The 13,531-nt window shown below is 29.9% G+C and carries 13 protein-coding genes and 2 pseudogenes; 5 read left to right on the top strand and 10 right to left on the bottom strand.

Features of this window, described 5'->3' with window-relative positions:
* Nucleotides 1–835 (top strand): beta-1,4-N-acetylgalactosaminyltransferase (locus tag AJ884_RS08265; RefSeq protein ID WP_186820850.1); only part of this gene is annotated, 835 nt, incomplete at its 5' end.
* Entirely contained in the window at nucleotides 832–1,494 is a 663-nt protein-coding gene (locus tag AJ884_RS08270) for a cytidylyltransferase domain-containing protein (RefSeq protein ID WP_070286611.1), read from the top strand. The genes AJ884_RS08265 and AJ884_RS08270, both read left to right, overlap by 4 nt.
* Here the strand turns inward: AJ884_RS08270 and AJ884_RS08275 are convergent.
* Nucleotides 1,489–2,331, bottom strand: coding sequence for a glycosyltransferase (locus AJ884_RS08275; protein ID WP_044779111.1), 843 nt, complete (start codon nucleotides 2,329–2,331; stop codon nucleotides 1,489–1,491). The genes AJ884_RS08270 and AJ884_RS08275 overlap by 6 nt on opposite strands.
* Nucleotides 2,315–3,139 (bottom strand): glycosyltransferase family 2 protein, encoded by an 825-nt coding sequence (locus AJ884_RS08280; RefSeq protein ID WP_070286612.1) that lies wholly within the window; start codon nucleotides 3,137–3,139, stop codon nucleotides 2,315–2,317. Before AJ884_RS08280 ends, AJ884_RS08275 begins: the two co-directional genes overlap by 17 nt.
* Before the next feature lie 58 nt (nucleotides 3,140–3,197).
* Here AJ884_RS08280 and waaF point away from each other — a divergent pair, with 58 nt between their 5' ends.
* Entirely contained in the window at nucleotides 3,198–4,148 is a 951-nt protein-coding gene (waaF, locus tag AJ884_RS08285) for a lipopolysaccharide heptosyltransferase II (RefSeq protein WP_070286613.1), read from the top strand.
* A 186-nt stretch (nucleotides 4,149–4,334) separates the two neighbouring features.
* Here waaF and AJ884_RS08290 read toward each other — a convergent pair.
* The 6 genes and pseudogenes from AJ884_RS08290 to gmhB form a co-directional block, all read right to left on the bottom strand.
* A pseudogene (locus tag AJ884_RS08290) lies at nucleotides 4,335–4,968 on the bottom strand (IS607 family transposase).
* The gene (locus AJ884_RS08295) at nucleotides 4,968–5,600 is read right to left on the bottom strand and encodes a zeta toxin family protein (protein ID WP_070286614.1); all 633 of its coding nucleotides are present in this window, start codon (nucleotides 5,598–5,600) and stop codon (nucleotides 4,968–4,970) included. Before AJ884_RS08295 ends, AJ884_RS08290 begins: the two are co-directional and overlap by 1 nt.
* Before the next feature lie 94 nt (nucleotides 5,601–5,694).
* Nucleotides 5,695–6,267 (bottom strand): D-sedoheptulose 7-phosphate isomerase, encoded by a 573-nt coding sequence (gene gmhA, locus AJ884_RS08300; RefSeq protein ID WP_070286615.1) that lies wholly within the window; start codon nucleotides 6,265–6,267, stop codon nucleotides 5,695–5,697.
* On the bottom strand, nucleotides 6,264–7,649 hold the full coding sequence (rfaE1, locus tag AJ884_RS08305) for a D-glycero-beta-D-manno-heptose-7-phosphate kinase (protein WP_070286616.1): 1,386 nt from the start codon (nucleotides 7,647–7,649) through the stop codon (nucleotides 6,264–6,266). The genes gmhA and rfaE1 overlap by 4 nt, the downstream gene beginning before the upstream one ends.
* The gene (gene rfaD, locus AJ884_RS08310) at nucleotides 7,642–8,595 is read right to left on the bottom strand and encodes an ADP-glyceromanno-heptose 6-epimerase (protein WP_070276634.1); all 954 of its coding nucleotides are present in this window, start codon (nucleotides 8,593–8,595) and stop codon (nucleotides 7,642–7,644) included. The genes rfaE1 and rfaD overlap by 8 nt, the downstream gene beginning before the upstream one ends.
* A pseudogene (gene gmhB / locus AJ884_RS08315) lies at nucleotides 8,596–9,157 on the bottom strand (D-glycero-alpha-D-manno-heptose-1,7-bisphosphate 7-phosphatase). It lies immediately after the preceding gene.
* Between the two features lie 80 nt (nucleotides 9,158–9,237).
* Here gmhB and AJ884_RS08320 point away from each other — a divergent pair.
* Nucleotides 9,238–9,540, top strand: a complete 303-nt coding sequence (locus AJ884_RS08320; protein ID WP_002852762.1) for a c-type cytochrome — start codon at nucleotides 9,238–9,240, stop codon at nucleotides 9,538–9,540.
* A 22-nt stretch (nucleotides 9,541–9,562) separates the two neighbouring features.
* On the opposite strand, the gene ccoS is transcribed toward AJ884_RS08320, so the two are convergent.
* Both ccoS and AJ884_RS08330 read right to left on the bottom strand, forming a co-directional pair.
* On the bottom strand, nucleotides 9,563–9,769 hold the full coding sequence (gene ccoS, locus AJ884_RS08325) for a cbb3-type cytochrome oxidase assembly protein CcoS (RefSeq protein ID WP_002852798.1): 207 nt from the start codon (nucleotides 9,767–9,769) through the stop codon (nucleotides 9,563–9,565).
* On the bottom strand, nucleotides 9,766–12,123 hold the full coding sequence (locus AJ884_RS08330; RefSeq protein ID WP_079860138.1) for a heavy metal translocating P-type ATPase: 2,358 nt from the start codon (nucleotides 12,121–12,123) through the stop codon (nucleotides 9,766–9,768). Before AJ884_RS08330 ends, ccoS begins: the two co-directional genes overlap by 4 nt.
* A gap of 108 nt (nucleotides 12,124–12,231) precedes the next feature.
* On the opposite strand from AJ884_RS08330, the gene rho reads away from it, so the two are divergent.
* Nucleotides 12,232–13,530: a transcription termination factor Rho gene (gene rho, locus AJ884_RS08335; protein WP_057042622.1), complete on the top strand. Its 1,299-nt coding sequence runs from the start codon at nucleotides 12,232–12,234 to the stop codon at nucleotides 13,528–13,530.
* Nucleotide 13,531: the final 1 nt, after the last annotated feature.

Below are 13,531 nucleotides of genomic sequence, written 5' to 3' on the forward strand. Positions count from 1 at the left end.
TTTTGACTTTGATCCAAACTCAAAAGATACAAAATCTCCTTTAAATCCTTGGGCTTTTATAAGAGTAAAAAATGAAGCTATTACTTTAAGAGCTTCATTAGAAAGTATATTGCCTGCAATACAAAGAGGTGTTATAGGATATAATGATTGTACTGATGGAAGTGAAGAGATTATTTTAGAATTTTGCAAGCAATATCCTTCTTTTATACCAGTAAAATATCCTTATGAAGTACAAATTGAAAATCCACAAAGTGAAAAAAATAAACTTTATAGCTATTATAATTATGTTGCAAATTTTATTCCTCAAAGAGAATGGCTTATAAAAATAGATGTAGATCATTACTATGATGCAAAAAAATTATATAAGAGTTTTTATATGGCATCAAAAAATACTGCTGTTAGATTTCCAAGAATTAATTTTTTAATACTAGATAATAAAATTGTAATTCAAAATGGGGGGGGGGAGGAATGTGGTTTTATCGATGGAGGGGATCAATTGTTAATTCAAAAGTGCAATAGTGTATTTATAGAAAGAATGGTTTCAAAGCAAAGTCAGTGGATTGATCCTGAAAAAACTGCAAAAGAATTATATTCTGAACAACAAATTATACCCAAACATATAAAAATCTTACAAGCAGAATTACTTCAATGGCATTTTCCTGCTTTAAAATATCATAGAAACGATTATCAAAAGTATTTAAATACTTTAACCTTAGAAGATTTTAAAAAAATACATTATAGACATAAAAAAATAAAGAAAATAGATTATACAATGCTTGACGAAAAAGTAATTTGTGAAATATTAGATAAATTTAAATTGAGTGGCAAAAAATGACTTTAGCTATAATACCTGCTCGATCAGGTTCAAAAGGTATAAAAAATAAAAATTTAGCTCTTTTGCATGACAAGCCTTTGTTGTATTACACTATTAACGCGGCAAAAAATTCAAAGTATATTGATAAAATTATTTTAAGTAGCGATGGTGATAATATATTAGCATATGGACAAACTCAAGGTGTGGATGTGTTAAAAAGACCTAAAGAATTAGCACTAGATGATACGACTAGCGATAAGGTTGTATTGCATACCTTGAGTTTTTACAAAGATTATGAAAATATCATTTTATTACAACCTACTTCCCCTTTAAGGACAAATGTACATATAGACGAAGCTTTTTTAAAATTTGAAAATGAAAACTCAAATGCATTAATAAGTGTTGTAGAGTGTGATAATAAAATTTTAAAAGCTTTTATAGATGATAATGGTAATTTAAAAGGAATTTGTAATAACAAATATCCATTTATGCCTAGGCAAAAATTACCAAAAACTTATATGAGTAATGGTGCAATTTATATAGTAAAGTCAAATTTATTTTTAAATAATCCAACTTTTTTACAAGAAAAAACAAGTTGCTATATAATGGATGAAAAATCTAGTTTGGATATAGATGCAACAGAGGATTTAAAAAGAGTTAACAATATAAGCTTTTTATAATTTTTTTATAAAAAGCTTGGTTAAAAAGGATGGCATACTATCTAGCATTGATGTTTTTAAACAAGTATTTATCTGATTATATAATTTTTCTATTTCATGTTTTTTTAAAAGTTGTCCATAAACTCCCATTTGATGAAAAGTATTTTTCTCCATATTATTTAATCTCCACATTTCTGAAAATAAATGTAAGAAAGGTTGACTGGTATCTATTAAAGTATTGTTATCTAAAAAATTTTTTACATTACACCATGAAATCTGACAAGTTCTTTTATAATCCCAAGCAAAATTTTCTAAACCACATTTTTTTACATGATCTGCTAAAAACCAAGGACCTATAATACCCCATGGGATTTGCTTTCTTTTGTTGATAATTTTTTCTGCTTCTTGTATAAGACTTTTTCCAAAATCAGAATTTTTAGGAAATTTTAAAAAGGATGTTGTGATTCTTGACTTTTTATTATCTTCATCCACTTCTTGTGTAAAAATGTATTTTTCATTTAAATCAATATAATTTAAACATATCATATCAAGATCTGCCCATACCCCCCCCCTAAGGTAAAGTAAGTTAAATCTAAAATAATCACTAAAAGCTGCTACGCCTGCTCCTCTATTATCGCTAAAATAGTTTCCAAAAGGAACTATTTCATTTGCATCTTTTAATTCAAAATCATCAAATAATTCATCTAGTTTTTTAAAAAATTTATCGTCAATATTATAAGTATAAAGAATAAATTTATAGCCATTATCTATAAAAGATTTTATGGATAAAAGCTCCATTAAGCCTATACCTTTGTATCCTTTAGGTGTATACCAAAAGCTACTAATTTCTTGCTTCATCAACCCTTCTTTGTAAATCAAACTCTGCTTTTTCTAAAACCTCAAACAACTTCTTATAAAAATCATTACTTTTAAAGTTTAAACAAAGCTTTTTTATAAGTTCATTACTTTTCTTTTTATCTTGATAATTCTGCCATAAAATTTCTTTATTTTTGTTTTCATATCTTCCATTTGGATTAAATTCATAATGATAAATGCAAGTTTTAAAAACAGCTATTTTCTCACAAAACATAAAATAAACATAACAAAAAAGCACATCTTCACCATAACTTAAATGCTCATCGATTTTAATTTTTTCAAAACTTTTTAAGATGATATCTTTTCTAAAACACTTCGCCCAAACCGACCAGCAAAAATGTCTTTGTTTGCTTAAGAATTCCAAAAATTCCTTTTGATTAAAAACTTCATCTTGTTTAAAACGATAAAATTGCTTGGTTTTTACCCTATGTACAAAAGCATCAAAACAAAGCAAATCAAAACCTTTTTTCATCTCTTTAAGTGCTATTTCACAAGCATCAAGTGTTAAAAAATCATCACTATCTAAAAACACTATAAAATCAGACCTAGAATGCAAAACTCCCAAATTTCTACTTGCAAAAGTTCCTAAATTTTCTTCATTTTGAAAGATTTTTATCCTTGGATCTTTTTTAGTAAATTCTAAAACCATATTTAAACTATTATCTTTACTTTTATCATCGATAATCAAAATTTCAATATCTTTTAAAGTCTGATTTATACAACTTTGCAAAGCTCTTGATATGAATTCACAAGAATTAAAAAGCGGGATTATGATCGAAAGTTGTGGCATATTTTTCCTAAATTTTGTTAAAATAATAAAAACAATTCTATCAAAGTTTAGGAAATTCATGAAAATTTTTATACACCTTCCCACTTGGTTAGGCGATGCGGCGATGGCTTCACCTGCTTTATACACTATAAAAGAACATTTTAAAAATGCTCAATTTATCCTTTATGGCTCTTTGGTTTCCACAGCACTTTTTAAAGAATTTCCTAATTCTAAAATCATCATAGAAGATAAACAATCCCGCTATAAACAAGCCCTATCTTTACGCAAAGAACTTGGTAAGATCGATTTTAGCTTTGCTTTTAGATCTGCGTTTTCTTCTAAGATTATCTTACATATTCTTAAAACAAGACAAAGATATTTTTTTGACAAAAACAAGTACAAAGAAGAACATCAAGTTTTAAAATACCTTTATTTTATAGAAAACTCACTTGACATAAAAGCTCATTTTAAAGACTTAACACTTCCCTTTAAGCTAAAATTTCAAGGTCCTCTTGTCTTGAAAAATGGTAAAAAAATTCTAGGACTCAACCCTGGCGCAAGTTTTGGAAGTGCAAAAAGATGGGATGCGAGTTATTTTGCTAAAGTGGCTTTAAATTTTAGCCAAAGTCATGAAATTTTAATCTTTGGTGCAGGAAAAGCCGAACAAGAACTCTGTGATGAAATTTATCAAATTTTAAAAGAACAAAACATAAAAGTAAAAAATCTTTGCAATAAAACCACCATCAAAACCCTTTGTCAAAATATCGCTTTTTGCGATCTTTTCATCACAAATGACAGTGGACCTATGCACATAAGTGCGGTTTATAAGGTAAAAACCGTGGCTATTTTTGGCCCTACGAAATTTACTCAAACTTCACCTTGGCAAAATGAAAACGCAACATTAGTGCATTTAGATCTAGCTTGTATGCCTTGTATGCAAAAAACCTGTCATTTAAAGCACCATAAATGCATGAAAGATCTAAAGCCTGAAAAGGTAATAGAAGAAATTAAAAAATTAAGCACTCCATAAAAAAATTTTATAGGGTTGCTTATGCTTTTTAGCTCTTTTATTTTATTTTCTCGCCTTTAACCTTATTAGGCTTTTATGTATTAAAAGCTGCAATATTATATAGATGCAAAGGCATTTTAATTTTAGCAAAAACAAACACTTTTTTAAAATATGTATTATTGCTTATTATTTGAGCCTAGCTCTATTTTATGCAAAATTATCATTTATTACGCCTTGCATATCATCAAGTAATTTTTTATTTTTCTTTGAACGAGAACCGTACAACCTAGCTGAAAAAACTGTTATTATTTCTAAAATATCTTTGGCAAGTTCTTCTTCAAATTTAGCATTTTCATTACCTTTATTAATAATAATTACTTCGATTTCTTTAGCTTCACATATTGCAAATACTAACTCTGCACCCAATCTAAGAAGTCTATCTTTATGAGTTAGAACCAATCTTTTTACTTGTCCGTCTAAAATCAAATTTAAAAGTCTTGTTAAACCTTTTTTATAGTAGTTTATGCCACTGCCTAAATCCTGTATAACTTTATAATTAAACCCTGCTTTAGCACAATAAATTTCTAAAATTTGAACTTGTCTTACAAGTTCAAATTTTTGATCGTGGTTACCAACTCTTGCATAAGCAATAGTTTTTAAATTATCAGTATTAAATTTTATATTTTTATTGATATTTTTAAGAGTTTGTAATTTATATCTATATGCCCCCTTGAGTAATATCATCAGGCTTTAACAAACCTTGTTTATCCCAATTGCGGATTGTTTGTATTGTAACACCAAGTAAATTTGCAGCGTATCCGATAGAAACGAGCTTATCCATTATAGTTTAATCCTACTAGAATGATTATATTCATTATTATAAGAGTGGCTTTTAGATTGTGTTTTGTCTGATATTAAATCATTAAACCAAGCAACATTATTTTGCAAATCTAATATCCCATTTGTTATCTTTGCAATTAATTCATAATTTTTAGTATTATCATAAACTAAAATCTCATCACATAATGGCATAATTTTTAAAAGATTTTGCATACTTTCATAATATCTTTTATCTATTAAATGCGGCTCTATGTCGTGCCCACCTTTAGCTACTCTTATTTTTACTCGCGCTTTTGCAGTTTGTGGGCTATCAAGTCCTACGAAGTGTAAATTGATTTTATAACCATGCTCTTTTAATTCACTAAATAGATTTAATATAGCTTTTCCGCAAAGCGTAGTTTCTTGATTAAAATTAAGTTTATCATTTATATATACTTTACGCATTTTTATAGCTATCTTTGAGGCACGAATTTGAGTTTGTCTATCTCTATGATCTCCAATGCTTTGAGCTATCTCATCTACATTTATGCGATAACCTAAATTTATTCCTTGCTCTTGTGCTAAAAAATATAAAGTAGTCTTTCCTGCACCATTTACACCAGCAAAAATAGTAGCCGTTGGTTGATTTACCATAAAAAGTTCCTTGTATAAATTTTAAGTAAAAATAATAAATTTTCAATAAAAATCTAAAAATATTTGATATTTATTTATAGTTTTTCATAGGTTTTTATAAATCAGTTTTATAGCTCTCATCTATGATCTGACAAAGTGCGTGTATGATTAAAATATGCATTTCTTGAATTCTAGCCGTATCATCGCTTGGCACGACAAGATTATAATCACAAAGCTTATTCATCATTCCACCACCCTTTCCGCTAAGCCCTAAACAAAGCATATTAAGTTCTTTTGCTTTTTTTAAAGCTTCTAAAACATTAGGGCTTTTTCCACTCGTTGAAATACCGATTAAAATATCATTTTCACTTCCTAAAGCTTCCACTTGTCTTGAAAAAACAAACTCAAAACCATAGTCATTTCCTATAGCACTAAGTGCTGAAGTATCGGTTGTAAGTGCTATACCTGCTAAAGCCTTGCGTTCTTTTTTATAACGCCCACTGAGTTCAGCTGCAAAATGCTGTGCATCAGCTGCACTTCCACCATTTCCACAGATTAAAATTTTACCACCTTTTTTTAAGCACTCACATAAAAGCTCACCTACTTTAGCGATTTGTCCTTTTAAAATTTCACTTTCTTGAACGATTTTTTGATGTTCTTGCCATTCTTTTTCTACTAAATTTATCATTTTTTATCCTTAATCTTTTCTATAATCTTACTTGTGCTAAATCCTTCTTCAAAGTCGATTAATTCAACTCTTGAAACGATATCAGCACCCACAACAAGCTTATCTTTATAATCAGCTCCTTTAACCAAAATATCAGGTTTTAAAAAGCTTATAAGTTCTAAAGGTGTGTCTTCATCAAAAATCACTACAAAATCTACAAAATAAAAAGCTGCCAACATACAAGCTCTTTGAAACTCTGAATTTACAGGACGACTCTCGCCTTTGAGTCTTTTCACACTCGCATCTGAGTTTAAACCTACAATCAAAACATCACCCAATCTTTTAGCTTTCTCAAGGTATTTTATATGTCCAAAATGCACTATATCAAAACAACCATTTGTAAAAACGATCTTTTTATCATTTTGTTTTAAAAGCGTTAAAAGTTCTTCTTTGCTTTTGATTTTTTTCTCAAAATCCACACGATTAAAACTCTTAATCTCATCAAAACTCACACTCACACTACCTATTTTACTCACTACAACAGCTGCAGCTTCATTAGCAAGTTCACAAGCTTTAAAAATTTCAATCCCATTTGCCAAACAAAAAGCCAAAATGGCGATCACACTATCGCCAGCCCCTGTTACATCATAAACTTCTAAAGCTTTAGCAGGTGCGATTTTTAAACCCTCATCAAAAAGTGCGATCCCCGCTTCTGAAAGAGTGATGATAGAATAACGCAAAGCAAAATCTTCTTTTAATTTTTTAATCCCTTTTTCTAAATTTTCACCCTCTAAATTTTCAAATTTTAAAGCTTCTAAAGCTTCTTTTTTATTAGGCGTGAGTAAGGTTGCACCGCTATATTTACTAAAATCACTGCCTTTAGGATCAACTAAAACAGGGATATTTAAAGCCTTAGCCTTTTTTATCACAGCCTTGCAAACTTTAGGGGTTAAAACACCTTTGGCATAATCACTTAAAACCACAGCTTTAAAATCTTTAATCTTTTCATCAAACAAAGCTATAAGTTCATCTTCAAGCAAAATTGCACTTATGTCTTCTTCATCTAGTCTTAAAACCTGCTGATTGTGTGCCATAATGCGATTTTTAAAAGGGGTTTTGCGTCCTTTTTGGATCAAAAATTCTCCTTTTAAATTTTCTTGTAAAAATTTCCCACTCTCATCATCACCCACAACACCAAGCGCAAAAACATCAGCTCCCAAGCTTTTTAAATTTGCATAAACATTCGCAGCCCCACCTAATCTTTTATCTTCTTTAAGAGTTTTAGCTACCAAAACAGGAGCTTCAGGACTGATACGCGAACAATCACACCAAGTGTAATTATCCACCATAAAATCCCCTATAATTAAAATTTTAGGTTTTTGCTGACTTAAAAACTCAAGCATTTACTTCCTTTTCAAAAAGTCTTTTTATCTCACCTAAATAATCTTTTACCCCTTCTTCTAAAGTGAATTTTGGCTGATAATCCCAAGTTTGATCTAGCTTTGCTTCAGTATGGAATTGATAAGATTTTACATAAGGATTTGGGATATATTCACAAGGCAAATCAGTCTTTAACTCTTTTTGCAAAATATCAACTATATCTTGAAAAGTCCTTGCTTTACCACTACCTACATTATAAACTCCACATTTTGAGTCAAGAGCGATTAAATTGGCATTAATAACATCTTTAATATAAGTAAAATCTCTATAAATTTGATCACTTCTTTCAAACAAGCGTGGATTTTTTCCTGCTAAAATTTGATGGCCAAATTGTAAAACCATAGAAGCGGTTTTGTTTTTATAAAATTCGCCTTTTCCATAAACATTAAAATATCTAAGTCCTACTAAATGGGCTTTATCGTAGTATTTTTTCGCTAGCTTATCCATCATCAATTTTGAAAAAGCATAAGGATTTTTTGGTTCTTCATCTTTACCTACAGTTTGTGGACTTTTTGCATCACCATAAACCGAAGCTGAACTTGCATAAATAAGCTTTGCATTAAGATCTATGCTAAGTTCTATAAAATCTTTAAAAGTATTTAAATTGGTTTGCAAAACCTTAGTTTGATCAAAAACCGTAGTGTCTGAAATTGCTGCTTGATGAAAAATAATGTCTGGCTTAAAATCTTCAATCTTTTTTAAAACTTTTTCATCGTTAATATCGCCTGCAAAAAGTTCTCCATCAAATTCAAGTAAATTTTTAAAATGTCCAAAACTTTGTAAATTTCCATTTTCAAAAGTCGCACTGCTACGCATTTTATCAATGATTAAAATTTCATGTTTTTCTTGCAAATTTAAAGCCAGTTGCGAACCTATAAATCCTGCACCACCTGTGATTGCTACTCTCATTTAAATGTCCTTTTCTTTAAAAAAACTCAAAATTTCTTTTAAATTTTTAAATTGTCTAAAAAAATCGCCTTCTTTTTTTTCTTCATTTACCAAAATCAAAGTGCCAATATTAGCATTTAACCCTGCTTGCATATCGCTTAGATTATCCCCGATAAAAATAGAATTTTTCATATCTAAATTAAACTCATCTTTTGCTTTTAAAAGCATTCCTGCTTTAGGTTTGCGACATTCACAACCTTCTAAATGCGGACAATGATAAATTTTATCAATTTTTATACCTTGTTTAGTAAATTCTTTAAGCATATAATCACAAAGCTTAAAAAAATCACTTTCCTTATAATATCCTCTTGCAATGCCTGATTGATTTGTCGCTATAAAAAGCAAATATTTTTTAGCTAAAAAATATCTACAAAGTTCAAAAATTCCATCACAAAATTCAAAATCTTCTATTTTATAGACATATTTTTTATCTATATTAATCACACCGTCTCTATCTAAAAATAATGCTTTTGTTTTCATAAAAAACATTATAATATAGCTTTTTTGAAAAGAAAATAAACATTATCTTTATTTTCTTAAGATTTTTATAAAAATAAAGATATATAATATCTGGCAATCTAATTTTTACTGAGGAGAAATCAAATGAAAAAATTATTAGTAGTTTCTGCTTTGGCATGTCTTGGTGTTTCTGCTTTTGCTGCAGATGGTGCTACACTTTTTAAAAAATGCGCAGTATGCCATGGTGCAAATGCTGACAAAGTTTACTTAAACAAAGTTCCAGCTTTAAAAACTCTTTCTTCTGCTGAAAGACTTCAATACATGAAAGAATATTCAGAAGGTAAAAGAAATGCTTATGGTCAAGGTGCGATCATGAAACTTAACCTTAAAGGTTTAACCGAAGAAGATTTTAAAGCTATCGAAGCTCATATTGAAACTTTAAAATAATTTCTAAAAAAGGCTTTCCTTTTTAAGAAAGCCTTTTTTTATCCAAAGCTTCTTTTTTACGCCTTTCTAATTCTATGGCATCACGCAAAGAATCCTCATCATCATTTAAAGTAGTAAATTTATAATCATCATCAAATTGCTTATTTTTAATCCCCCAAAGCAAAGTTGCCAAAATGATAAAAAACGCTAAGATAGAAACCCCTATCATCATCATGATTATACTATTCATTCTTTGATCCTTAAAGCATTTAAAACGACTATTATACTACTAAAAGACATAGAAATAGCAGCAAATAAAGGATTTATCATACCCAAAAAAGCCAAAGGTATGGTACAAGCATTATAAAACAAAGAAAAAGCAAGATTTTGCTTGATAATTTTAAAGGTATTTTTAGATAATTTGATGGCTTTTTTTAAAGAAAGCAAGTCATTTTTTAAAAGCAAGACATCACTACTTTCTATAGCTAAATCACTTCCTTCTCTTAAAGTCATCGAAACACTTGCGTATTTTAAAGCTAGTGCGTCATTTACCCCATCACCTACAAATAAAACTTTGTAATTTTTGCTTAAATTTTCTATAGTTTTCATTTTATCTTCAGGCAAACAAGAAGCTTGATAATTTTGAATTTCTAATTTTCTAGCGATTTTTGCCACTGCTTTTTGATGATCACCACTAAGTATCATTAATTCTTTTTTTTCTTTTTTAAGATAAGTGATAAGCTCTTTTGCACCTTCTCTTAAAACACTATCAAACTCAAAAAAAGCTAAAATTTTACCTTCCTTAGCAAAAATAAAATGTGTATTATCAAATTCTTTAGCCACAATACCCTTTTCTTGCAAAAATTTAGAACTTCCGCCTAAAAGCAACCCTTCATTTAACTCAGCACTTAAACCTTTAGCTTGAATACTTGAATGCTTTTTAAAATTCAAATTTAAATCCTTAGCTCCTTTTTGCTTTAAATACGACGCAATATTTTGAGATATAGGATGTTTAGAAAGTTTTACAAAATTATAAAGCTCGTTTAAATCAAGCGCTTTATCTAAAAAAACCTCTTTAAGTTCAAGCTCTATTTTGGTTAAAATACCCGTTTTATCAAATACCACGCAATCACATTTGCTTAAATCTTCTATCACACTAGAACTTTTAAACAAAATATGCTTTTTTAAAGCCCTACCTAAGGCCACAAGATTGCTCACTGGCGTTGCTAAAGCCAAAGCACAAGGACAAGCGATAATCAAAACTGCAATCGCATTGACTAAAGAAATTTCAAAACTTGCATCTTTATAAAAAAACCAAAAAGCAAAACAAATAAAAGCGATCAATAAAACCGTTCTAGAAAAATAAGCCGAAAGACTATTGACCAAACTTTCAAGTTTTGCTTTTTTAGAACTCGCAAGTTCTAAAAGCTGGATAATTTGACTGAGTTTTGAATCTTTGTAAAGCTTTGTTGCTTCATACTCCACACTTCCATCAAGCACTATACAAGCTGAAAAAATTTCATTTTCTTTTTGTATGAGTTTTGGAATACTTTCTCCATTTAAAGAAGAGGTATCCACGCTCATTTCACCACTTTTACAAATCCCATCGATTAAAATTTTATCTCCAGTTTTAAGTAAAATTCTATCTCCTAAACAAACCTTTTGCACTTCTTTAGAAACAAATTCTTTACCATCAAAAACCAAAACTTCATTTTGCAAAAAATCATTAAGCCCATCTATGGTATCTAAAGCACGCTTTTTGCTAAACATCTCAAGATATTTACCTATAAATACAAAGCAAATTATCATCGCCACAGAGTCAAAATACACTTCCCCTACCCTAAAAAACATAGCCCATAAAGAATAAACATAAGCCAAACTCGCTCCGCTAATCACCAATACATCCATATTTAAACTATGTATTTTTAAAGTTTTAAAAGCGCTTTTATAAAAATGAGATCCCGTATAAAAAAGCACAGGAGAACAAAGGATAAATTCAGCAAAATTTAAAATATCCTTAGTATCCTTATCCATACCGCTAAAAAATCCTGCGTATTTTGCCACTGCTATCCACATGATATTCATCACACAAGCTATAGCCACAACAAGCTTAGAATAAAATTCCCTTTTTAATAAATCCGCTTTTTTTGAAGCCTTGCTCGCATCATAAGCACTCGCTTTATAACCTATGCTTTCAATAAGTCTTAAAATTTGCACCAAAGAAATGCTTTGCTCATCAAAAACAATACGTGCTTTATGGTTTAAATGATTGATATCAAGTTCTAAAATTCCTTCTTGCTTGGTTAAAATTTTCTCATTAAGCCACACACAAGCTGCACATTCTATACCGTGTATCATGAGATAAATTTCACTAAATCCTTCTTTGGTTTTAGTAATAAACTCATCATAATTTTTCATTTCATTTTGAAAATTTACAGGACTTAAAGTTTGATTTCCAAGCTTTTCATAAAACTCATCTAATCCACTTTCATGCAAAATTTCCCAAACGCTCTCACAACCCTTGCAACAAAAAAAATTACCCTTATACTCTATCATTTGAGCTTGTTTATAATCAAGTCTACAATGTTCACATTTCATAATCATTCTTTAAAAAAATATTTTTTATAATTATAAACAAATTTGACAAAAAGTGTACTTTTTTACTAAAATCACATTTTACAAAAAATATTCTGCTAAATCTTACGAGGACTTATGGAAAAAGAAAAAAAACAACATCAAAGAACCCACGTTCCAGTGGAAGGTTATAAAATCGAAGAATTAAAATTATTAGATCTAGAAAATCTAGTTAAAATCGCCAATGAATGTGAAATCGAAAACCCAAGAGAATTTCGCCGCCAAGAACTTATTTTTGAAATTTTAAAAGCACAAACAAAAAAAGGTGGTTTCATACTTTTTACAGGAATTTTAGAAATTTCTTCTGAAGGTTATGGCTTTTTAAGAGGCATGGACTCCAATCTTAGCGATAGTGTTAATGACGCTTATGTTTCAAATTCACAAATTAGAAAATTTGCTCTGCGTGTAGGCGATATCGTTACAGGACAGGTAAGAGAGCCAAAAGATCAGGAAAAATACTACGCTCTTTTAAAAATCGAAGCGATCAATTATCTGCCTTTACAAGAAGCCAAAGAAAGACCTTTGTTTGATAACTTAACCCCTATTTTTCCAACAGAAAAAATCAAACTCGAATACGATGCAATGAAGCTTACAGGTCGTGTTTTGGATCTTTTTACTCCTATAGGGAAAGGACAACGCGGACTCATCGTTGCTCCACCACGCACAGGTAAAACAGAGCTTATGAAAGAACTTGCTGCTGCCATTGCAAAAAACCACCCAGAAATGCATTTAATCGTGCTTTTAGTCGATGAAAGACCTGAAGAAGTTACCGATATGCAAAGATGTGTAAAAGGCGAAGTTTTTAGTTCTACTTTTGATTTACCTGCTTATAATCATGTGCGTGTAGCTGAACTCGTGATAGAAAAAGCCAAAAGAATGGTAGAAACAGGAAAAGATGTTATCATCTTACTTGATAGTATCACAAGACTGGCACGTGCTTATAACACCGCAACTCCAAGCAGTGGAAAAGTCCTAAGCGGTGGGGTAGATGCTAATGCTTTGCACAAACCAAAACGCTTTTTTGGTGCAGCTAGAAATATAGAAAATGGAGGCTCTTTAACCATAGTTGCTACAGCTTTAATTGACACAGGTTCAAGAATGGATGATGTGATTTTTGAAGAATTTAAAGGCACAGGAAATAGCGAAATAGTTCTTGATAGAAATATCGCCGATAGAAGAATTTATCCTGCGATTAATATCATCAAATCAGGAACAAGAAAAGAAGAATTACTCCAAGGCGTAGCAAATCTTCAAAAAATTTGGGCGATCCGTTCGGCGATTTCTCAAATGGATGATGTTGAGGCATTGAAATTTTTATATTCTAAAATGCTTAAAACCAAAGACAATGTAGAACTTTTATCTATAATGAACGAGTAGA

Source organism: Campylobacter sp. BCW_6463 (genome assembly GCF_001762785.1).
Classification (GTDB): domain Bacteria; phylum Campylobacterota; class Campylobacteria; order Campylobacterales; family Campylobacteraceae; genus Campylobacter_D; species Campylobacter_D jejuni.

Bases quoted from the DNA above. Each gene is read 5' to 3' on its own strand.
- AJ884_RS08270 (WP_070286611.1), top strand. From the start codon at position 832: ATGACTTTAGCTATAATACCTGCTCGATCAGGTTCAAAAGGTATAAAA.
- AJ884_RS08275 (WP_044779111.1), bottom strand. From the start codon at position 2,331: ATGAAGCAAGAAATTAGTAGCTTTTGGTATACACCTAAAGGATACAAA.
- AJ884_RS08280 (WP_070286612.1), bottom strand. From the start codon at position 3,139: ATGCCACAACTTTCGATCATAATCCCGCTTTTTAATTCTTGTGAATTC.
- waaF (WP_070286613.1), top strand. From the start codon at position 3,198: ATGAAAATTTTTATACACCTTCCCACTTGGTTAGGCGATGCGGCGATG.
- AJ884_RS08295 (WP_070286614.1), bottom strand. From the start codon at position 5,600: ATGGTAAATCAACCAACGGCTACTATTTTTGCTGGTGTAAATGGTGCA.
- gmhA (WP_070286615.1), bottom strand. From the start codon at position 6,267: ATGATAAATTTAGTAGAAAAAGAATGGCAAGAACATCAAAAAATCGTT.
- rfaE1 (WP_070286616.1), bottom strand. From the start codon at position 7,649: ATGCTTGAGTTTTTAAGTCAGCAAAAACCTAAAATTTTAATTATAGGG.
- rfaD (WP_070276634.1), bottom strand. From the start codon at position 8,595: ATGAGAGTAGCAATCACAGGTGGTGCAGGATTTATAGGTTCGCAACTG.
- AJ884_RS08320 (WP_002852762.1), top strand. From the start codon at position 9,238: ATGAAAAAATTATTAGTAGTTTCTGCTTTGGCATGTCTTGGTGTTTCT.
- ccoS (WP_002852798.1), bottom strand. From the start codon at position 9,769: ATGAATAGTATAATCATGATGATGATAGGGGTTTCTATCTTAGCGTTT.
- AJ884_RS08330 (WP_079860138.1), bottom strand. From the start codon at position 12,123: ATGATTATGAAATGTGAACATTGTAGACTTGATTATAAACAAGCTCAA.
- rho (WP_057042622.1), top strand. From the start codon at position 12,232: ATGGAAAAAGAAAAAAAACAACATCAAAGAACCCACGTTCCAGTGGAA.